The sequence below is a fragment of the Pseudomonas sp. B21-009 genome (assembly GCF_024749345.1).
Classification (GTDB): domain Bacteria; phylum Pseudomonadota; class Gammaproteobacteria; order Pseudomonadales; family Pseudomonadaceae; genus Aquipseudomonas.
In genome coordinates this window covers 5043689-5063036 of record NZ_CP087199.1, presented here as the reverse complement: position 1 = coordinate 5063036, position 19348 = coordinate 5043689, and the positions used below count along the sequence as shown (strand labels likewise).

The window sequence follows — 19348 nt, the reverse complement described above, 5'->3', positions numbered from 1 at the left end:
AAGGATCAGCCTTTGCCGACCGTTTTTTCTTTCTTCTCCGCGATTTCCTTGCAGTCAAAGCACAGGTCCGCGGTAGGGCGGGCTTCCAGTCGGCGAAGACCGATTTCAACGCCGCAGGCGTCGCACCAGCCGTATTCTTCGTCCTGGATCTTCTGCAGGGTCTTGTCGATTTTCTTGATCAGCTTGCGCTCGCGATCGCGGTTGCGCAGTTCAAGGGCAAATTCTTCTTCCTGGCTGGCGCGGTCGGCGGGGTCCGGGAAATTGGCCGCCTCGTCCTTCATGTGGTCCACAGTCCGGTCCACACTGGTCATCAGCTCCTGCTTCCAGGCACCCAGAAGTTTGATGAAGTGCTTGCGCATGGGATCGCCCATGTACTCTTCACCCTTGGTTACCTGATAGGGCTCGACACCGTACATGGTCTGAGTTTTTTGCTTTTCTAGGGTGGACATGAATAGACCGCCTCTCACTTTTCTAATCCATTGCGCAGGCTGCTCCATCTCCGGCGCCCGCCGGCCCTGCGACTGCGAGCCGCCGAACTTACCAGATCGAATCGGGGTGCGCTACTCCCGGTTGTCAAGGCCAGGGCAACGCTACCTGGCCTTGATGATCTTTGCAGTGGACCGCAGCTTTTGCCACACGTTCGACCCCGCGCGTGGGTAGAATCATTATTCTAGACCCTTTTGAGAGAAGGCTAATGGCCCAGCCCTACAGTGCGCGCAGCCGCGCCATCGAACCTTTCCACGTGATGGCCCTGCTGGCCCGCGCCAACGAGCTGCAAGCGAGCGGCTGCGACGTGATCCACCTGGAAATCGGCGAACCGGATTTCACCACCGCCGCGCCGATCATCGAGGCCGGCCAGGCCGCACTGGCCCAGGGGCATACCCGTTATACCGCTGCCCGCGGGCTGCCGGCGCTGCGCGAAGCGATTGCCGGGTTCTACCAGCAGCGCTACGGGCTGAGCATCGACCCGCAGCGCATCCTCATCACCCCGGGCGGTTCCGGCGCCTTGCTGCTGGCCGCCAGCCTGTTGGTCGACCCGGGCAAGCACTGGCTGCTGGCCGACCCCGGCTACCCGTGCAACCGGCATTTTTTGCGCCTGGTCGAAGGCGCCGCACAACTGGTGCCGGTCGGCCCCGAGGCCAATTACCAACTCACCGCCGACCTGGTCGAGCGCTACTGGGACCAGGACACCGTCGGCGCCCTGGTGGCGTCACCTGCCAACCCCACCGGCACGGTGCTCGATCGCGATGAGCTGGCAAGCCTCTCGGCTGCCACCCGCGCGCGTAACGGCCATTTGGTGGTGGACGAGATCTACCACGGCCTGACCTACGGCATGGATGCACCGAGCGTGCTGGAAGTCGACGACGAAGCCTTCGTCCTGAATAGTTTTTCCAAGTATTTCGGCATGACCGGCTGGCGCCTGGGCTGGCTGGTGGCGCCACCGGCTGCGGTGGCTGATCTCGAAAAGCTGGCGCAGAACCTCTACATCAGTGCCCCGAGCATGGCCCAGCATGCCGCCCTGGCGTGTTTCCAGCCTGGCACCCTGGCGATTCTCGAAGAACGTCGGGCCGAGTTCGCCCGCCGCCGCGATTTCCTCTTGCCGGCCTTGCGTGAGCTGGGCTTCAAGATAGCCGTAGAGCCACAGGGTGCCTTTTATCTGTACGCCGACATCAGCGCCTTTGGCGGCGATGCCTTTGCCTTCTGCCGGCACTTCCTCGAAACCGAGCACGTGGCCTTCACCCCGGGCCTGGACTTCGGTCGCCACCAGGCCGGGCACCATGTGCGCTTTGCCTACACCCAGAGCTTGCCGCGCCTGCAGGAGGCGGTCGAGCGGATTGCCCGCGGACTACGGAGCTGGCAAGGCTGATGCGCTTTTCTCCACCCCTTGAAACCGCACGTTTGCTGCGCCGCTACAAGCGCTTCCTGGCTGACATCGAGCTGGCCAGCGGCGAGCAAATGACCATCCATTGCCCCAATACCGGCTCGATGTTCAATTGCATGGTCGAGGGCGGCCAGGTCTGGTTCAGCCGCTCCAACGACCCCAAGCGCAAGCTGCCCGGCACCTGGGAAATCAGTGAAACCCCGCAGGGGCGGCTGGCCTGTGTCAACACCGGGCGCGCCAACGCGCTGGTGGAAGAAGCCTTGCGTGCTGGCGTCATCAGCGAATTGGCCGGATTTACCGGGCTCAAGCGCGAAGTGGCTTACGGCGAGGAGAGCAGCCGGGTGGATTTTCGCCTGGAGTTTGCCGAAGGGCCGGCCTATGTCGAGGTCAAGAGCGTCACCCTGGGCTTTGACGACTCGGCAGTCGCCGCCTTCCCTGACGCCGTCACCCAGCGCGGTGCCAAGCACCTGCGCGAGCTGGCGACCCTGGCCCGCCAGGGTGTGCGCGCGGTGCAGCTATATTGTGTGAACCTCAGCGGGGTCGAAGCCGTACGCCCGGCCGACGAGATCGACAGCGCCTATGCCGATGCCCTGCGCGCAGCGGTGGCCGATGGCGTCGAAGTGCTTGCCTACGGCACGCGGATCGATGGCGGACAGGTTTATATCGATCGGCCTTTGCCGGTGTTGCTCAGTCGATAAGCCAGATGCCCTGGCTGTCTTCGCGACAGTTCAGGGCCGTCAATTGCTCGCCCTCGCAAGGGCCGGCCACGCATTCGCCGGACTCGATCAGAAACAGCGCGCCGTGGCGCCCGCAGGCAATCAGGCTGGCGCTGCTGTCGAGAAAGGCGTCAGGTTCCCAGTTCAGGGGGATGCCACGATGAGGGCAGTGATTGCGGTACAGGTAGACTGTGCCCGCACGCCGGACCGCGAAAATCCCCAGGTCATTGACACTGAAGCCTCGGCTCTGGCCTTCGCCCAGGTGCTCGGAATGACAAAGAAAATGCATGGTGAGGGTTACTCGTAGTCACAGTGACGGCTTGACGTGCAAATGCAAATAATTATCAAATTGCCTGCATCAGCCGTATCGGACGCTTTATACCGTGCGTCCCCGGCATTATCCACCCGGATTGCCGCTCCTCCTCATTCAAGGAAGCCTGTTATGCGCCCACGTGCCCGCCTGATCGCCCTGTGTGCCGGTCTTGTGTTCAACACCCTGGCCCAGGCCGACACCTTGCCGCAGCGCTGGGTCAGCGCCGGTGGGGCACTGAGCGAGTGGGTGGCGGCGCTGGGCGGCGAGCAGAAGCTGGTCGGGGTCGATACCACCAGTCAGCATCCGCAATCGCTCAAGGCCTTGCCGAGTATCGGTTATCAGCGCCAGCTTTCCGCCGAAGGGGTGCTGAGCCTGCGTCCGGATGTGCTGGTGGGCACCGAAGAAATGGGCCCGCCGCCGGTGCTCGCGCAAATCCGCGGCGCCGGGGTCAAGGTCGAGCTGCTGTCGAGCAAGGCCGACCTGGGTGCGGTGGAAAGCAACCTGCAGCAACTGGGGCGCTTGCTCGGCAATGAGCAACAAGCCCGGCAACTGTTCGCCGACTACCGCCAGCAACTCGATGAGCTGCAGGGCAAGATCAAGCAACTGCAAACCACCCAGGCCGCTCCCGGAGTGATTCTGCTGGTCGGTCATGCCGGCTCCAAACCGATGATCGCCGGCAAAGGCACCGCTGGCGACTGGTTGCTCAAACAGGCCGGTGCGCGCAACCTGGCAGATAACGAAGGCTACAAGAACTTCTCTGTCGAGGCCTTGGCAGCCCTTGACCCGGATGTGCTGGTGTTCGCCGACCGCAGCCTCAGCGGTGAGCAGGCCTTGCAGGCGCTGCTCAAGGAAAACCCGGCCCTGAATGCTTCGCGCGCCGCCCGTAACAAACGCCTGATCGAACTGGACCCGACCTTGCTGGTGGGGGGGCTCGGCCCGCGGCTACCGGTTACCTTGCAGAACCTTTCCCACGCCTTTTACCCGACCGCGCAATGAACCGGCTGGTCAAGCCGCGCACGCTGTTCGTCACCCTGACGCTGCTGTGCCTGTTGGCGATCTGGTTGTCGCTGGCGCTGGGGCCGGTCAGCCTGCCGTTGTTCGATACCCTGCGCGCCGGAGCCCGGTTGATCGGGCTGCCGGTGGCCGGCGACGGGCTGGAGCAGGCCGAGCTGATCCTCGGCCAGATCCGCTTGCCACGGACCCTGCTGGGGTTGGCCGTGGGTGCCGTGCTGGCGCTGTCCGGGGTGGCGATGCAGGGGCTGTTTCGCAACCCGCTGGCCGACCCCGGCCTGGTCGGGGTGTCTGCGGGGGCCGCGCTCGGTGCGGCAGTGGCGATTGTCGGCGGCTCGTGGATGGGCGGTATTCCCGAGGCCTTCGGCCCTTATCTGTTATCGCTGTGTGCATTTCTGGGTGGCCTGGGGGTGACGGCGCTGGTGTATCGCCTGGGCCGGCGCGATGGCCAGACCAACGTGGCGACCATGCTCCTTGCCGGCATCGCCTTGACCGCCCTGGCCGGCGCGGCGGTAGGGCTGTTCACTTACCTGGCCGATGACGCCACCTTGCGCACCCTGACGTTCTGGAACCTGGGCAGCCTCAATGGCGCCAGTTACCAGCGCCTGTGGCCGCTGGTGCTGGTGACCGTGGGGGTCTCGCTGTGGCTGCCACGCCGGGCCCAGGCCTTGAATGCTTTGTTGCTGGGCGAGTCTGAAGCCCGCCACCTGGGCATCGAGGTCGAGAAGCTCAAGCGCGAACTGGTGTTCTGCACGGCGCTGGGGGTGGGCGCGGCAGTCGCGGCGGCGGGGCTGATCGGCTTTATCGGCCTGGTGGTACCGCACCTGGTGCGTTTGCTGGCCGGGCCGGACCACCGCGTATTGCTGCCGGCATCTTTGTTGGCCGGGGCCTCGCTGTTGCTGTTCGCCGACCTGATCGCGCGCTTGGCGCTGGCACCTGCGGAGCTGCCGATCGGTATCGTTACCGCGTTCATCGGTGCGCCGTTCTTCCTCTATCTGCTGTTGCGGGGGCGTGCCTGATGCTGTGTGTCGAAAACCTGTCGCTGCGCCGTGGCGAAAACCAGGTCCTCTGCGATATCAGCCTGGCCCTGCAGCCCGGCCAGGTACTGGGCGTGCTGGGCCCCAACGGTGCCGGTAAAAGCAGCCTGCTCGGGGTGATGTGCGGTGAGTTGAATCCCAGCCACGGACGGGTGAGCCTGGATGACCGCGGGCTGTGCGACTGGCCCGGGCAGCAGCGGGCCCAGCGCCTGGCGGTGCTGCCGCAGGTGTCCAGTCTGGGCTTTGCCTTCAAGGTCGAAGAAGTGGTCGGCATGGGTCGCTTGCCGCATAAAACCGGTCTTGAGCGCGACCAGCAGATCATCGACGCGGCCCTACAGGCGGCCGATGCCGGCCACCTGCTCGGGCGCAGCTATCTGGCGCTCTCTGGTGGCGAGCGTCAGCGCGTGCACCTGGCGCGGGTGCTGGCGCAGCTGTGGCCAGGCGAAGACGGGCGCATCCTGCTGCTCGACGAGCCGACCTCGATGCTCGACCCGCTGCACCAGCACACCACCTTGCAAGCGGTGCGCGAATTCGCCGATCGCGGCGCCGCGGTGATGGTCATCCTCCATGACCTGAACCTGGCGGCACGCTACTGTGATCGTATCCTCTTGCTCGAACAGGGCCGCAGCCATGCCCTGGATACCCCGCAGCAGGTATTGCGCCCCGATTCGCTCAAGGCGGTGTTCGGCATCGATGTGCTGGTCCAGCCTCACCCCGAGCGGGGGCACCCGCTGATCATTGCCCGTTAGGAGTACCGCCCATGCGTTGTCCCCGCTTGCCCGCATTGTTGCTGTTGCTGGTCTGGGGGCTCGCCGGCTGCCAGTCCCGGGCCGAAGTACCGCCATTGCCCGCCTGGCAAAGCCCCGAAGGCCGCGATCATGCCGAGCTTGGGCAGATCCGTGAGCTGAGCAGCGGGCGCCTGTTGACGCCCGCGCAACTGCTGGAGCGGCTGGCGCAGGCGCCGCGGCTGCTGGTAGGCGAGAAACACGACAACCCCGACCACCATGCCCTGCAGTTGTGGCTGCTGCGCGCCCTGCCGGGGCAACGGTCGCAGGGCAGCCTGCTGCTGGAGATGCTGCAGCCGGTGCAGCAAGCCAAGGTCGATGCGCTGAAGCAGCAGGCCTTGCCGGCCGATCTGCCGCTGGCGCTTGGCTGGCAGCAAGGCTGGGATTGGGCCCTGTACGGGCCGATTGTCCGTGAGGCCCTGGGCCAGCCTTACCCGTTGCTGGCCGCCAACCTCGACACCGACGAGGTGCGCAGCCTCTATCGCCAGCCGCCACCCTTGAAAGGTGAGCGCTCGACCGCCGCCAAGGTCCGGGCCGTGCTGCTGGAGCAAGTCCGGGAGTCCCATTGCGGCCTGCTGCCCGAAAGCCAGTTGCCGGCGATGCTGGCGGTTCAGCAACAGCGCGACCGGCGTATGGCCGAGCGCCTGCTGGCCGCGCCACAGCCAGCGTTGCTGTTAGCCGGTGGCTATCACGTGCGCAAGGACATCGGCGTGCCCTTGCATTTGGCCGACCTGGGCGCCGAAGCCGGCACGCAGGTGTTGATGCTCGCCGAAGTGGGGCAGGGGGTTGATGCGCAGATGGCTGATTATGTCTGGTACACCCCGGCTTTGCCGGAGCAGGACTACTGCGCGCAGATGCGTAAGGGCGAGTAAAAAGCCCAGGCAAAAAAAGACCCGGCAAAGTGCCGGGTCAATAACCGTGATTAGCCTGATGAGGAGATAATCTGAGAGTCCGAACCAGGGGCTTTCAGGTTACCCAACCAGTCTCGCGACCAGTTGTGATAATCATAACGATTCTCATTTCGTAGTCAAGCGTCGTGATTCAAAATTCCCGATTATTTTTCTGTACGGCAATTTTGCCGTCGAGTTGCTGGTTCAGGGCTTCCTTGCGTTCAGCCGGAATATCGTTCCAGTGCACATCAAGCAAGGCGCCTTCAATCGCGTACAGCAGCACCTTCGAGGCCCGGAAACCCCGGGTACGGACGGCCTTGTAGGCGTTGACCGCACCCAGCCGGCGTAGATCCGAAGCACTGTGAATGCCGACCGCATGCAGCCACTGCGCAGAAGTCTTGCCAAGGTTTTTCAGATGCTGGAGTTCATCGTTCATCAAGCCTCCTTGCGACGGCTGAACGGGTCTTGATTTAGTAATCGCGGCAGGTCAATGAGCAGTGTAGCGGCACTTGGGAAATACGCGGCGTTTTGCCATCCATGTGCCGACGGGTAGCCGAAAGCCCCCGCCAGGCCACGGCCGGCGGGGGTTTCGAAGGTTGCTGTCAGCGTGTGCGGTAGCGCAGGCGGGTGCCGAAGTTGACCGACATGAGAATCTCGTCGGCGCTCAGTTCGCTGGGAAAGTAGGTGCCGGAAATCTGTGCATGGGCCAGGCTTGCGCCTTCCAGGCCGTTGTGACGCAGGTCCAGGCCGCGCAGGTCGGAGGCGCGAAAGTAAGCATCGGTGAAGTCGATGCCGGTGGTGTCCAGCTCGCGCAGGTCGAGCCCGCGAAAATCGCCGCCACGAAAGTCGACGGTGCCATCCTTGGGTTTCTCGCGATTGAAACTGGCGATCTGTTCGTCATGCACCAGCGCATACAGCGCGCTGTCCAGTTGCCGTGGCTGATTCATGAGGCGCCTCCTTGTTTGCACTTGTGGTGATACTATAGTGCCATCACCAAGGGGCGCCCGGAATCAGGCGTGAACTGTCGACTGCTTCACGTCCTGGGTGGTATCAGAGCCCGGGCAGGCGCTGGCGGATCTGCTTGACCAACAGGTCGAGGCTGCCACTTTCGTTGGTTTCCACGCGCTTGCTTTGCAGCAGCTCTTCGGCGCTGAGCGGATCACGGCTGGCCTGTTGCGCCTTGACCACGTCCAGGGTGGCATCCGACGGATCGTTCTGATCGGCCTGACGCTGGGCCAGCCAGCTAGCGATCACCGCATCCGGGGCGTTGCAGTCGAGGATCAGGAACGGCACGCCGGTTTCGCTGGCAACGCCGGCGGCGGCCTGGCGCTGCTCGTGCTTGAGGTAGGTGGCGTCGATAACTACCGGGAAGCCAGCACGCAGGATGGTTTCGGCCAGCTGGTGCAGACGCTGGTAGGTGGCCTGGCTGGCGTCTTCGCTATAGATGCCGGCTTGCAACTGACCGGCATTGGCGCTGGCTTGCTCACCGAACATACGCTTGCGCTCGACGTCCGAACGCAGGCGAATGGCGCCCAGGGCGTCGACCAGGCGCATGGCCACGTGGCTCTTGCCGACTGCAGACACACCATGGGTGATGGCCAAAAAGCGCGAAGGGATGGCGCTGTAGCTTTCCGCCAGGTTGGCATAGTTGCGGTAGGTGCGCAGGGTAGTGGCGCGCTGCACCGCATCGGCGTTGGCCGGCATGCTGAACAGGGCGACCTTGGCCCGGACCAAGGCGCGGTAGGCCTTGTAGAAGTTCAGCAGTTCCAGGCCGGCGTAGTCACCGGTGAGTTCCAGGTACTGGCTGACGAAGCGGCGCGACAGCGATTTCAGCCCGCGGTCTTCGAGGTCCATGGCCAGGAACGCGGCATCGGCGTAGACGTCGGTCAGGCGGAACGGCTCGTTGAATTCAATGCAGTCGAAAATCACCACCTTGCCATCGATCAGGGTGGCGTTGCCCAGATGGATGTCACCGTGGCATTCGCGAATGAAACCTTCGGCCTTGCGCTGCTCGAGCAGGCCATGCAGGCGCTTGAAGCTGTCCTGGGCCCAGGCTTGCAGGGCATCGAGCTGCTGCAGGTCGGCCTTGTCGGAAAGGAACGGGCGAATCTGCTCGAAGTTCTGCTCGACCGGGGCCATGACGCTGTCCGGCGTGCCCAGCGGATGCTCGACGGCAACTTTTGGCGCGGCCAGGTGGAAGCGGGCGATCTGCTCGGCCATCTGGTCGATGTGCGCGGCGGTCAGTTCGCTGTTGGCCTGCAGGGTGCTGAGCATATGGCTCTGGGGGAACTGGCGCATTTTCAGCGCGTATTCGATCGGCTCGCCTTCGCCGCCCAGTTGGGGCGCTTCGGCGCTGCCGGTGATCGGCAGTACTTCCAGGTACAGGCCTTCGGTCAGGCGCTGGTTCAGGCGCAGCTCTTCGGCGCAGAAGTGTGCCCGCTGGGACAGCTCGGTAAAATCGAGGAAACCGAAGTTCATCGGCTTCTTGATCTTGTAGGCATAGTCACCGGTGAGCAGCACCCAGGAGATATGCGTCTCGATGACCTGAAATGCCTTCACCGGGTGAGGGAACAGGGCGGGATTCTGCAGGGCTGTGATCAAGGCTTGGCTCACGGGCGATCCTTCTGGGTCGGAGATTCGAATCGGCCATTATGGCCGCAAGCGGGGCTGGTGCAAACCGCCGGAGGGCGCCTGTCGATGATTGATAAAGTGCGTATAATCCGCCGCCATGACTCGATCCCGATCCCCCCGTACCGCTAAAAAACGCCCGTCTGGCCGCTCGCGTGCCTGGCTGGGCTGGGCCTTGAAGCTCAGCCTGGTCGGCCTTGTGCTGGTGGCGGGCTATGCCATTTACCTCGATGCCGTGGTCCAGGAGAAATTCTCCGGCAAGCGCTGGACCATCCCGGCCAAGGTGTATGCCCGGCCGCTGGAACTGTTCGTCGGCCAGAAGCTGAGCAAGGCCGACTTCCTCATCGAGCTCGATGCCCTCGGCTATCGCCGTGAAAGCGTCGCCAATGGCCCGGGTGCGGCGGCGGTCAACGGCAATACCGTCGACCTCAACACCCGTGGCTTCCAGTTCTATGAAGGCATGGAAAGCGCACAAGCGGTGCGCGTGCGCTTCTCTGGCGACTATGTTGCCGGGCTCAGTGGCGCCAACGGCTCGAAACTCGACGTGGTGCGCCTCGAGCCGCTGCTGATCGGCGGCCTGTACCCGAAAAACCTCGAAGACCGCATCCTGATCAAGATCGACCAGGTGCCGCCGTACCTGCTGGAAACCCTGGTGGCCGTGGAAGATCGCGACTTCTATCACCACTTCGGCGTGTCGCCCAAGTCGATTGCCCGGGCAGTGTGGGTCAACACCTCGTCCGGCGCCATGCGCCAGGGCGGCAGTACCCTGACCCAGCAGTTGGTGAAGAACTTCTACCTGACCAACGAACGCAGCCTCAGCCGCAAGCTCAATGAAGCGATGATGGCCCTGCTGCTTGAGCTGCATTACGACAAGCGCGAAATCCTCGAGGCCTACCTCAACGAAGTGTTCGTCGGCCAGGACGGCCAGCGTGCGGTGCACGGCTTCGGCCTGGCCAGCCAGTTCTTCTTCAGCCAGCCGCTGTCGGAGCTCAAGCTGCACCAGATCGCCTTGCTGGTCGGCATGGTCAAGGGCCCTTCCTATTACAACCCGCGGCGCTACCCGGAGCGGGCGACGGTGCGGCGTAACCTGGTGCTCGACCTGCTGGCCGAACAGGGCGTGGCCACCCCGGAAGCGGTGGAAGCAGCGAAGAAAATGCCACTGGGTGTGACCAAGCGCGGCAGCCTGGCCGACAGCTCCTACCCGGGCTTCCTCGACCTGGTCAAACGCCAGCTGCGCCAGGACTATCGTGACGAAGACTTGACCGAAGAAGGCCTGCGCATCTTCACCAGCTTCGATCCGATCCTGCAGATGAAATCCGAAGCGGCCATGGGCGAGACCTTCAAGCGTCTGGCCGGGCGCAAGGGCGCCGATGAAGTCGAAGCGGCGATGGTTGTGACCAACCCGGAGACCGGCGAAGTCCAGGCCCTGATCGGTAGCCGCCAGGCAGGTTTTGCTGGCTTCAACCGCGCGATCGACGCGGTACGGCCGATCGGCTCGCTGGTCAAGCCGGCGGTGTACCTGACCGCCCTGGAAAAACCGAGCAAATACACCCTGACCACGTGGGTGCAGGACGAGCCGTTCTCGGTCAAAGGCGCCGATGGCCAGGTGTGGAAGCCGCAGAACTACGACCGTCGTTCCCACGGCACCATTTATCTGTATCAGGGCCTGGCCAACTCCTACAACCTGTCGACCGCCAAGCTCGGCCTGGAACTGGGCGTGCCGAACGTACTGAAAACCATCGGCCGGCTGGGCGTCAACGTCGACTGGCCGGCGTTCCCGTCGATGATGCTCGGCGCCGGCGGCATGTCGCCGATGCAAGTCGCAACCATGTACCAGACCCTGGCCAATGGCGGCTTCAACACGCCGATGCGCGGTATTCGCAGCGTGCTCACCGCCGAAGGCGAGCCGCTCAAGCGCTATCCGTTCCAGATCCAGCAAACCTTCGATCCGGGCGCCATTTATCTGGTGCAGAACGCCATGCAGCGGGTCATGCGCGAAGGTACCGGGCGTTCGGTCTACAGTGTGCTGCCAAGCTCGTTGAACCTGGCGGGCAAGACCGGTACCAGTAACGATTCTCGCGACAGCTGGTTCGCAGGCTTCAGCCAGGATTTGCTGGCAGTGGTGTGGCTGGGGCGTGACGACAACGGTAAAACGCCATTTACCGGAGCCACCGGTGCGCTGCAGGTCTGGACCAGTTTCATGCGCAAGGCCGACCCGCTGCCACTGGACATGCCGCTGCCCGACAACGTGGTGCAGGCCTGGATCGATCCGCATAGCGGCCAGGGCTCGGACGCCAGTTGCCCGGGCGCCGTGCAGATGCCGTATATTCGCGGAAGTGAACCGCCGGCCGGAGCCGCCTGTGGTGGTGAGCCGGATCCTGCCGAGTCCGTCATGGACTGGGTCAAGGGTTGGATGAATTAAGCATTAGCCTAGAGAGGGTGTGCAGTGAACAAGTGGTGGTTTCCAGCCTTGACGGCGCTGGCTTTGCTCAATGGCTGCGCCAGCAATCCGCGCGGCTCCATTCCCGTGGTCGACTCCAGTACCCGGGTCTCCAACAGCGAGCGGGTTACGGCCAACCGTGGCGCGCCGGCGCAGGTCAATAACGGTACGCGCCAGGCGCAAGCCGTGCCGCAGGACTCCGGGGTGATGGTCATGGTCCCGCAGGGTTCCGGCGCCGCACCGATCCAGACCTTCCCGGCGGCCACCGGCGCCGCGCCGATCAGCACCGGCCCCATTACTCCGGGCCCGAGCAGTACGACGCCGTTCGACAGCAGCGCGACCAACGCCGGCAGCTACACCATGCCGAGCACCAGCGCGCCGAGTGCGCCGAGCGGCATTCCGCGCTCCAGCGCTGCCAGCGGTGGCCTGTCGGCTGACGAACAGCTCGACGGCCCGGTGCTGGCGCTGCTGACCACCGCCCAGCAACAGCAGAGCGGCGGCGACTACAACGGCGCTTCGTCGAGCCTGGAGCGTGCCCAGCGCATTGCCCCGCGTGAGCCGCAGGTGCTTTACCGTCTGGCCCAGGTACGCCTGGCCCAGGGCGATGCCGCTCAATCCGAGCAACTGGCGCGCCGCGCCCTGACCTACGCCAACGGTCGCCCCGACCTGCAGGCCGGGCTGTGGAACATCATTGCCCAGTCGCGCGAAAAGCAGGGTGACTCGGCCGGTGCAGCGCTGGCCCGGCAGAAAGCCCAGGTCAACCTGTAATGGATCAACGCATCCTCGATATCGCCGATCACCTGCTGTTGATCGAGCGCGAGCTGCACGTCCAGGGCTGGTGGAGCGAGCAGCCGCCAAGCCCCGAGGCGCTGGCGAGCACAGTGCCCTTTGCGGTCGACAGCATGAACTTCGATCAGTGGCTGCAGTGGATTTTCCTGCCAAGAATGAAAGTGATTCTCGAGAACGGACTGGCGCTGCCAAATGCCTCCGGGATCCTGGTCATGGCTGAAACGGTATACGTCGACCGCCCGGAGCAAAGCCGCGAGCTACGCAGGCTGCTAGCAGAGTTTGACCAATTGATCAGTCCTTCTGCCTGAATTTCCCTCTTTTCACCCTTGGAGCCACAGATTGTGGCTCTTTTTGTTTGTATTATTAGTATTTCTGCTGCTGTCACTGGTATTAGTGGTGGCTGTAGATAGTCCTTGGGCGAAATTGGCAATAATTTTTCTTGACTTGCGCGCGCCGAAAAAGAAGAATCCAGATTCCGCTGTAGAGGGACTGCCAGAAGCAGACCCGCTAAGCAGATCATGAGGCGCACACCCGCGCCGACCTGTTACACCCCGCAACGCGTTACCTCGCGCTGGGTGGGAAAACCCCGCAACACTTTGGGGCGCTCCCAATACTTGCTCAGTCAGTGCTGACGTAGTCGGCGATTTCGTCGCTCATGCTCTGCTTGGCAGTAAACCTATTAAGACCCGTCCACCGTGGACGGTATTCTGGCGTTTTAGAGGTGAACAACGTGGAGCTTTTATCTGGCGCTGAGATGGTCGTCCGCTTTTTGCGTGACGAAGGCGTTAAGCACATCTACGGGTACCCTGGTGGTGCTCTCCTTCATGTTTACGATGCCCTGTTCAAAGAACCGGAAGTAAGCCACATCCTGGTTCGTCACGAGCAGGCCGCAACCCATATGGCGGACGGTTACGCCCGTGCCACCGGCAAGGCCGGCGTGGTACTGGTGACCTCGGGCCCTGGCGCGACCAATGCCATCACCGGTATTGCCACCGCGTACATGGACTCCATTCCGATGGTCATCCTCTCCGGTCAGGTGCCCAGCACCATGGTCGGTACCGATGCCTTCCAGGAAACCGACATGATCGGTATTTCCCGGCCGATCGTGAAGCACAGCTTCATGATCAAACACGCTTCGGAAATTCCTGAAATCCTGAAAAAAGCTTTCTATCTGGCGCAATCCGGTCGCCCGGGCCCGGTCGTGGTCGATATCCCCAAAGACATGACCAATCCTGCGGAAAAGTTCGAATACGTCTACCCCAAAAAGGTCAAGATGCGTTCCTACAGCCCGGCTGTTCGTGGCCACTCGGGGCAGATCCGCAAGGCTGCCGAGATGTTGCTGGCTGCCAAGCGTCCAGTGGTCTATGCCGGTGGCGGTGTGATCCTCGGCGGCGGCTCTGCAGCCCTGACCGAAGTTGCGCAGATGCTCAATCTGCCGGTCACCAATACCTTGATGGGCCTGGGCGGCTATCCGGGTACCGATCGCCAGTTCCTCGGCATGCTCGGCATGCACGGCAGCTACACCGCCAACCTGGCCATGCACCACGCTGACGTGATTTTCGCTGTCGGTGCGCGCTTCGACGACCGCGTGGTCAACGGCCCGGCCAAGTTCTGCCCGAACGCCAAGGTTATCCACATCGACATCGACCCGGCGTCGATCTCCAAGACCATCAAGGCCGACGTGCCGATTGTTGGCCCGGTCGAGAGCGTGCTGAGCGAAATGGTCGCGACCTTGCGCGAAATCGGCGAGCAGCCAGATAAAGCCGCCATGGACGCCTGGTGGAAGCAGATCGAAGAATGGCGTGGCGATCGCGACATGTTCCCTTACGACAAGGGCGACGGCAGCGTGATCAAGCCGCAGACCGTGATCGAGACCCTCTGCGAAGTGACCAAGGGCGATGCCTTTGTTACCTCCGACGTGGGTCAGCACCAGATGTTCGCGGCGCAGTACTACCGCTTCAACAAGCCCAATCGCTGGATCAACTCCGGCGGCCTGGGCACCATGGGCTTCGGTTTCCCGGCGGCCATGGGCGTGAAGTTGAACTTCCCGGACCAGGACGTTGCCTGCGTTACCGGCGAGGGCAGCATCCAGATGAACATCCAGGAGCTGTCGACCTGCCTGCAGTACGACCTGCCGGTGAAGATCGTCAACCTGAACAACGGCGTCTTGGGCATGGTCCGCCAATGGCAGGACATGGCCTACAACAGCCGTCACTCGCACTCCTACATGGAATCGCTGCCTGACTTCGTCAAGCTGGCCGAGGCCTATGGTCACGTGGGTATCCGCATCACCAGCCTGAAAGACCTCAAGCCCAAGCTCGAGGAAGCGTTCGCCATGAAAGACCGCCTGGTGTTCATCGATATCCAGGTCGACAACAGCGAGCACGTCTACCCGATGCAGATCAAAGACGGCTCCATGCGCGACATGTGGCTGAGCAAGACGGAGCGTACCTAATCATGCGGCACATTATTTCCCTGCTGTTGGAAAACGAACCCGGTGCCTTGTCTCGCGTGGTCGGTCTGTTCTCGCAGCGTAACTACAACATCGAAAGCCTGACGGTGGCGCCAACCGAAGACCCGACCCTGTCGCGTCTGACGTTGACCACGGTCGGTCATGATGAGGTGATCGAGCAGATCACCAAAAACCTGAACAAGCTGGTTGAAGTCGTCAAGCTGGTCGACCTCTCGGAAAGCGCGCACATCGAACGTGAACTGATGCTGGTCAAGATCAAGGCCACGGGCGCCCAGCGCGCGGAGATCAAACGCACCACCGATATCTATCGTGGGCAGATCGTCGACGTCAGCAGCAGCGTCTATACCGTTCAGCTGACTGGCGCCAGCGACAAGCTTGACAGCTTCATTCAGGCCATCGGTACCGCGTCCATTCTCGAAACAGTGCGCAGCGGCGTTACCGGCATTGCCCGTGGCGACAAAGTGCTCAGCATCTAACTCAAAAAATTAGCGATGGCCCTATGGGCCGAGATAACAGGGGTATTTTCATGAAAGTTTATTACGACAAAGACTGTGACCTTTCCATCATCCAGGGCAAGAAAGTTGCCATCATCGGTTACGGCTCCCAGGGCCACGCTCAGGCGTGCAACCTGAAGGACTCCGGTGTGGACGTCACTGTCGGTCTGCGTAAAGGTTCGAACACCGTTGCCAAAGCCGAAGCTCACGGCCTGAAAGTTGCCGATGTAGCGACCGCTGTTGCCGGTGCCGACCTGGTCATGATCCTGACCCCGGACGAGTTCCAGTCCCAGCTGTACAAGAACGAAGTCGAGCCGAACATCAAGAAAGGCGCCACCCTGGCCTTCTCCCACGGTTTCGCCATCCACTACAACCAGGTCGTTCCACGCGCCGACCTGGACGTGATCATGATCGCGCCAAAAGCGCCAGGTCACACCGTACGTTCCGAGTTCGTCAAAGGCGGCGGCATCCCTGACCTGATCGCGATCTACCAGGACGCTTCCGGCAATGCCAAAAACGTTGCCCTGTCCTACGCCGCTGGCGTCGGCGGCGGCCGTACCGGCATCATCGAAACCACCTTCAAGGACGAGACTGAAACCGACCTGTTCGGTGAACAAGCCGTTCTCTGCGGCGGTACCGTCGAGCTGGTCAAAGCCGGTTTCGAAACCCTGGTTGAAGCGGGCTACGCGCCAGAAATGGCCTACTTCGAGTGCCTGCACGAACTGAAGCTGATCGTTGACCTCATGTACGAAGGCGGTATCGCCAACATGAACTACTCGATCTCCAACAACGCCGAGTACGGCGAGTACGTGACCGGCCCTGAAGTCATCAACGCCGAATCCCGCCAGGCCATGCGCAACGCTCTGAAGCGCATCCAGGACGGCGAATACGCCAAGATGTTCATCAGCGAAGGCGCCACCGGCTACCCTTCGATGACCGCCAAGCGCCGCAACAACGCTGCCCACGGCATCGAAGTCATCGGCGAGCAACTGCGCTCGATGATGCCTTGGATCGCAGCGAACAAAATCGTCGACAAGGCCAAGAACTGATCTTGTCCTGATGCGATGAAAACGCGGCTTCGGCCGCGTTTTTTCGTTTAGGCGGTCAGCTTCTGGTATAAAGCTTCATCGTTTGTCGGCGAACCCTCGTCGCAGACGTCTGTCGAAACTTTCCACACCGTTGCAAGGTAATGTCCATGAGCGAACGTCCCGAAGAGCCGAACAAGGCCTCTGACGCCGAAAGCCTGCTACCGATCGATGAGCATGTTGAAGAAGGGCATGACGCCGAAGGACGCAAGGTTCGGCATCGCGGCATCTATCTGCTGCCCAACCTGTTCACCACTGCGAACCTGTTCGCCGGTTTCTATTCGATCATCAACTCTATGAGTGCCCAGGCGGCCCTCAGTGCGGGTGATCCACGCGAGGCGAGCAAGTATTTCGCCTTCGCCGCCATCGCCATTTTTGTCGCCATGGTCCTTGATGGCCTGGACGGCCGCGTGGCACGCATGACCAACACCCAGAGCGCCTTCGGTGCCGAGTACGACTCGCTGTCGGACATGGTTGCCTTCGGTGTCGCCCCGGCATTACTGGCCTTCGGCTGGGCCTTGGGTGACATGGGCAAGGTCGGCTGGATGGTTGCCTTCATCTATGTCGCTGGCGCCGCGCTGCGTCTGGCGCGCTTCAACACCCAGGTCGGCAAGGCCGACAAGCGTTACTTCATCGGCCTGGCCAGCCCGGCGGCAGCCGGCGTGGTGGCCGGTACCGTCTGGGCTTTCAGCGACTACGGCATCCAGGGCTCGAAGCTGTCGTTCCTGGTGGCGCTGCTGGTGGCGGCGGCCGGTATGCTGATGGTCAGCAACATCAAGTACAACAGCTTCAAGGAGCTGGACCTCAAGGGGCGCGTGCCGTTCGTAGCGATCCTCGCCGTGGTGCTGGTGTTCGCGGTAGTCTTCAGTGACCCGCCGCGCATCCTGCTGCTGGTGTTCCTCGGCTATGCGGCCTCCGGTCCTGTGCAATACCTGTTGCGCATGCGTCGGCGGAAAAACATCGAGTGATGTAATTTCGCTAGGGCTCCGTAGTCTACTGGTGCATCAGTCCTCCAGTTCTACGGAGCCATCATGCTCATCAAGCTGCCCAAAGCCTCCGATTGCAAAGAATCGGACGTCACCCCCGAATCTCTCTATGTCTCTCGCCGCGCCATGCTTGGTGGGTCGCTGGCTGCCCTGGCGGCAACCGCGCTGCCACGCTGGGCCAGTGCTGCCGATCCATCGCGCTATGCCGATGTCGAGGCGGGCAGGGCGCCAGGCTGGTTCAACGACAAGCTCGCCGCTACCCAGTGGCAAGCCGTAACCGCGCCGGGGGAGGCGACCACGCCTTTCAAGGACGCCACCCACTACAACAATTTCTATGAGTTCGGTACCGACAAGGGTGATCCGGCGGCCAATGCCGGCAGCCTGAAAACCGAACCCTGGACCGTGGTGGTGGATGGCGAGGTCGGCAAGCCCGGGCGTTATGCCCTCGAAGACTTCATGAAGCCCTACCAGCTGGAGGAGCGCATCTATCGTCTGCGCTGCGTGGAGGCCTGGTCGATGGTCATCCCCTGGTTGGGCTTTCCGATTTCGGCACTGCTCAAGCAGGTCGAGCCAACCTCCAAGGCCCGCTACATTCGCTTCGAAACGTTGCAGGACCCGAAGACCATGCCTGGTCAGCGCTCAAGCTTTGCCCTGATCGACTGGCCTTATATAGAAGGCTTGCGCCTGGATGAGGCGATGAACCCGCTGGCCATTCTCGCCGTCGGCATGTACGGGCGCGAACTGCCCAACCAGAACGGCGCGCCGTTGCGTTTGGTGGTGCCATGGAAGTATGGGTTCAAGAGCATCAAGTCGATCGTGCGCATCAGCCTGGTCGAAGAACAGCCACGTACCACCTGGCAGGCGATTGCCCCGGATGAATATGGCTTCTATGCCAACGTCAATCCCGAGGTCGATCACCCGCGCTGGACCCAGGCTCGTGAGCGGCGCCTGCCCAGCGGCCTGTTCAGCCCCAATGTGCGGCCCACGCAGATGTTCAATGGCTATGCCGAAGAAGTGGCAGGGCTTTACAGTGGTCTCGACCTGCGGAAGAACTACTGATGCGCTATCCACTGTTCAGGCTTGGCATCTTTATCCTGGCCAGTATCTGGCCGCTGTGGTGGTTATATGAAGCGGCCATGGAGGCCCTTGGGCCGGACCCGGGCAAGATCCTCGTTGATCGCCTGGGGCTAGGGGCTTTGATCTTCCTGTTGATAACCCTGAGCATGACGCCCTTGCAGCGCCTTACCGGGTGGTCGGGCTGGATCGTCTCGCGGCGCCAGCTGGGGTTGTGGTGCTTTGCTTATATAGTGCTGCACCTGAGTGCCTACATGTTCTTCGTGCTTGGCCTGGACTGGGGGCAGTTGGGCGTAGAGCTGAGCAAGCGTCCCTACATTATTGTCGGCATGCTGGGATTTGTCGGTTTGCTGATATTGGCGGTGACATCCAACCGCTACAGCCAGCGTCGCCTGGGTGCTCGCTGGAAGAAGTTGCACAAGCTGGTGTATGTCATCCTCGGGTTGGGCTTGCTGCACTTTCTCTGGGTGGTGCGGGCTGATCTTAAAGAGTGGTCCATATACGCCGTTATTGGTTTGTTCCTGCTGGCCCTGCGCATTCCCGCGCTTGAGCGGCGAATTCCGCGGTTGGTAACGCGTAAAACACCGCCTTGCCTTTGAAACAAAGTTGAAATAAGTCCTTGACGCCCCCGCAGATCTCTCTATAATTCGCCCCACTTCCGGCGCAGTTGGAACTGAAAACTCCTTGAGTTTCAAAGAGTTAGCGGTTCCAGGGTGATCCGGAAGAGCTTCGGTCGAAAGATCGG

20 protein-coding genes are annotated in these 19348 nt (G+C 62.2%); 15 read left to right on the top strand and 5 right to left on the bottom strand.

Annotated features, from left to right (window positions below):
• Positions 1-5: 5 nt before the first annotated feature.
• A complete protein-coding gene (dksA, locus tag LOY34_RS23365) occupies positions 6-449 on the bottom strand; it encodes an RNA polymerase-binding protein DksA (RefSeq protein ID WP_195885061.1) in 444 nt (147 codons plus the stop codon).
• Between the two features lie 245 nt (positions 450-694).
• Between dksA and LOY34_RS23360 the strand changes: the two genes are divergently transcribed.
• Both LOY34_RS23360 and sfsA read left to right on the top strand, forming a co-directional pair.
• A complete protein-coding gene (locus LOY34_RS23360; RefSeq protein WP_045199695.1) occupies positions 695-1867 on the top strand; it encodes a pyridoxal phosphate-dependent aminotransferase in 1173 nt (390 codons plus the stop codon).
• Positions 1867-2580 carry a DNA/RNA nuclease SfsA gene (gene sfsA / locus LOY34_RS23355; RefSeq protein WP_195885060.1) on the top strand — a complete coding sequence of 238 codons (714 nt, stop codon included), beginning with the start codon at positions 1867-1869 and terminating at the stop codon, positions 2578-2580. The genes LOY34_RS23360 and sfsA overlap by 1 nt, the downstream gene beginning before the upstream one ends.
• Here the strand turns inward: sfsA and LOY34_RS23350 are convergent.
• Positions 2570-2887 (bottom strand): Rieske 2Fe-2S domain-containing protein, encoded by a 318-nt coding sequence (locus LOY34_RS23350; RefSeq protein WP_045199691.1) that lies wholly within the window; start codon positions 2885-2887, stop codon positions 2570-2572. The genes sfsA and LOY34_RS23350 overlap by 11 nt on opposite strands.
• A 153-nt stretch (positions 2888-3040) precedes the next feature.
• Here LOY34_RS23350 and LOY34_RS23345 point away from each other — a divergent pair, with 153 nt between their 5' ends.
• The 4 genes from LOY34_RS23345 to LOY34_RS23330 are packed head-to-tail and all read left to right on the top strand — an operon-like array spanning position 3041 to position 6616.
• A complete protein-coding gene (locus tag LOY34_RS23345) occupies positions 3041-3907 on the top strand; it encodes a hemin ABC transporter substrate-binding protein (RefSeq protein WP_195885059.1) in 867 nt (288 codons plus the stop codon).
• Between the two features lie 50 nt (positions 3908-3957).
• Entirely contained in the window at positions 3958-4941 is a 984-nt protein-coding gene (locus tag LOY34_RS23340; protein WP_176794317.1) for an iron ABC transporter permease, read from the top strand.
• On the top strand, positions 4941-5708 hold the full coding sequence (locus LOY34_RS23335; protein ID WP_195885058.1) for a heme ABC transporter ATP-binding protein: 768 nt from the start codon (positions 4941-4943) through the stop codon (positions 5706-5708). Before LOY34_RS23340 ends, LOY34_RS23335 begins: the two co-directional genes overlap by 1 nt.
• An 11-nt stretch (positions 5709-5719) precedes the next feature.
• Positions 5720-6616, top strand: a complete 897-nt coding sequence (locus LOY34_RS23330) for a ChaN family lipoprotein (protein ID WP_195885057.1) — start codon at positions 5720-5722, stop codon at positions 6614-6616.
• A 169-nt stretch (positions 6617-6785) separates the two neighbouring features.
• Here the strand turns inward: LOY34_RS23330 and LOY34_RS23325 are convergent, their stop codons facing one another.
• From LOY34_RS23325 to LOY34_RS23315, 3 genes are all read right to left on the bottom strand, one after another.
• Entirely contained in the window at positions 6786-7070 is a 285-nt protein-coding gene (locus LOY34_RS23325) for a TfoX/Sxy family protein (RefSeq protein WP_045199681.1), read from the bottom strand.
• Between the two features lie 166 nt (positions 7071-7236).
• Positions 7237-7581: a pentapeptide repeat-containing protein gene (locus LOY34_RS23320; protein WP_045199678.1), complete on the bottom strand. Its 345-nt coding sequence runs from the start codon at positions 7579-7581 to the stop codon at positions 7237-7239.
• A gap of 103 nt (positions 7582-7684) precedes the next feature.
• Positions 7685-9247: a bifunctional aminoglycoside phosphotransferase/ATP-binding protein gene (locus LOY34_RS23315; RefSeq protein ID WP_195885056.1), complete on the bottom strand. Its 1563-nt coding sequence runs from the start codon at positions 9245-9247 to the stop codon at positions 7685-7687.
• A gap of 115 nt (positions 9248-9362) precedes the next feature.
• Between LOY34_RS23315 and mrcB the strand changes: the two genes are divergently transcribed.
• From mrcB to msrQ, 9 genes are all read left to right on the top strand, one after another.
• A complete protein-coding gene (gene mrcB / locus LOY34_RS23310; RefSeq protein ID WP_123565187.1) occupies positions 9363-11684 on the top strand; it encodes a penicillin-binding protein 1B in 2322 nt (773 codons plus the stop codon).
• A gap of 24 nt (positions 11685-11708) precedes the next feature.
• On the top strand, positions 11709-12470 hold the full coding sequence (locus LOY34_RS23305; RefSeq protein ID WP_195885055.1) for a hypothetical protein: 762 nt from the start codon (positions 11709-11711) through the stop codon (positions 12468-12470).
• The gene (locus tag LOY34_RS23300; RefSeq protein ID WP_045199670.1) at positions 12470-12799 is read left to right on the top strand and encodes a YqcC family protein; all 330 of its coding nucleotides are present in this window, start codon (positions 12470-12472) and stop codon (positions 12797-12799) included. Before LOY34_RS23305 ends, LOY34_RS23300 begins: the two co-directional genes overlap by 1 nt.
• A gap of 422 nt (positions 12800-13221) precedes the next feature.
• Entirely contained in the window at positions 13222-14946 is a 1725-nt protein-coding gene (locus LOY34_RS23295; RefSeq protein WP_195885054.1) for an acetolactate synthase 3 large subunit, read from the top strand.
• A 2-nt stretch (positions 14947-14948) separates the two neighbouring features.
• Complete coding sequence (gene ilvN, locus LOY34_RS23290; protein WP_010223016.1) at positions 14949-15440, top strand: acetolactate synthase small subunit; 492 nt, start codon at positions 14949-14951, stop codon at positions 15438-15440.
• A gap of 50 nt (positions 15441-15490) precedes the next feature.
• A complete protein-coding gene (gene ilvC, locus LOY34_RS23285; protein WP_045199667.1) occupies positions 15491-16507 on the top strand; it encodes a ketol-acid reductoisomerase in 1017 nt (338 codons plus the stop codon).
• Positions 16508-16653: 146 nt separating this feature from the next.
• Complete coding sequence (pssA, locus tag LOY34_RS23280; RefSeq protein ID WP_010223018.1) at positions 16654-17511, top strand: CDP-diacylglycerol--serine O-phosphatidyltransferase; 858 nt, start codon at positions 16654-16656, stop codon at positions 17509-17511.
• Positions 17512-17574: 63 nt separating this feature from the next.
• Positions 17575-18588, top strand: a complete 1014-nt coding sequence (msrP, locus tag LOY34_RS23275) for a protein-methionine-sulfoxide reductase catalytic subunit MsrP (RefSeq protein ID WP_195885053.1) — start codon at positions 17575-17577, stop codon at positions 18586-18588.
• On the top strand, positions 18588-19202 hold the full coding sequence (gene msrQ, locus LOY34_RS23270) for a protein-methionine-sulfoxide reductase heme-binding subunit MsrQ (RefSeq protein ID WP_258664059.1): 615 nt from the start codon (positions 18588-18590) through the stop codon (positions 19200-19202). The genes msrP and msrQ overlap by 1 nt, the downstream gene beginning before the upstream one ends.
• Positions 19203-19348 lie beyond the last annotated feature (146 nt).

Excerpts from the sequence above, each read along its gene's own strand:
- dksA (WP_195885061.1), bottom strand. The coding sequence starts at position 449 with ATGTCCACCCTAGAAAAGCAAAAAACTCAGACCATGTACGGTGTCGAG.
- LOY34_RS23360 (WP_045199695.1), top strand. The coding sequence starts at position 695 with ATGGCCCAGCCCTACAGTGCGCGCAGCCGCGCCATCGAACCTTTCCAC.
- sfsA (WP_195885060.1), top strand. The coding sequence starts at position 1,867 with ATGCGCTTTTCTCCACCCCTTGAAACCGCACGTTTGCTGCGCCGCTAC.
- LOY34_RS23350 (WP_045199691.1), bottom strand. The coding sequence starts at position 2,887 with ATGCATTTTCTTTGTCATTCCGAGCACCTGGGCGAAGGCCAGAGCCGA.
- LOY34_RS23345 (WP_195885059.1), top strand. The coding sequence starts at position 3,041 with ATGCGCCCACGTGCCCGCCTGATCGCCCTGTGTGCCGGTCTTGTGTTC.
- LOY34_RS23335 (WP_195885058.1), top strand. The coding sequence starts at position 4,941 with ATGCTGTGTGTCGAAAACCTGTCGCTGCGCCGTGGCGAAAACCAGGTC.
- LOY34_RS23330 (WP_195885057.1), top strand. The coding sequence starts at position 5,720 with ATGCGTTGTCCCCGCTTGCCCGCATTGTTGCTGTTGCTGGTCTGGGGG.
- LOY34_RS23325 (WP_045199681.1), bottom strand. The coding sequence starts at position 7,070 with ATGAACGATGAACTCCAGCATCTGAAAAACCTTGGCAAGACTTCTGCG.
- LOY34_RS23320 (WP_045199678.1), bottom strand. The coding sequence starts at position 7,581 with ATGAATCAGCCACGGCAACTGGACAGCGCGCTGTATGCGCTGGTGCAT.
- mrcB (WP_123565187.1), top strand. The coding sequence starts at position 9,363 with ATGACTCGATCCCGATCCCCCCGTACCGCTAAAAAACGCCCGTCTGGC.
- LOY34_RS23300 (WP_045199670.1), top strand. The coding sequence starts at position 12,470 with ATGGATCAACGCATCCTCGATATCGCCGATCACCTGCTGTTGATCGAG.
- ilvN (WP_010223016.1), top strand. The coding sequence starts at position 14,949 with ATGCGGCACATTATTTCCCTGCTGTTGGAAAACGAACCCGGTGCCTTG.
- ilvC (WP_045199667.1), top strand. The coding sequence starts at position 15,491 with ATGAAAGTTTATTACGACAAAGACTGTGACCTTTCCATCATCCAGGGC.
- pssA (WP_010223018.1), top strand. The coding sequence starts at position 16,654 with ATGAGCGAACGTCCCGAAGAGCCGAACAAGGCCTCTGACGCCGAAAGC.
- msrP (WP_195885053.1), top strand. The coding sequence starts at position 17,575 with ATGCTCATCAAGCTGCCCAAAGCCTCCGATTGCAAAGAATCGGACGTC.
- msrQ (WP_258664059.1), top strand. The coding sequence starts at position 18,588 with ATGCGCTATCCACTGTTCAGGCTTGGCATCTTTATCCTGGCCAGTATC.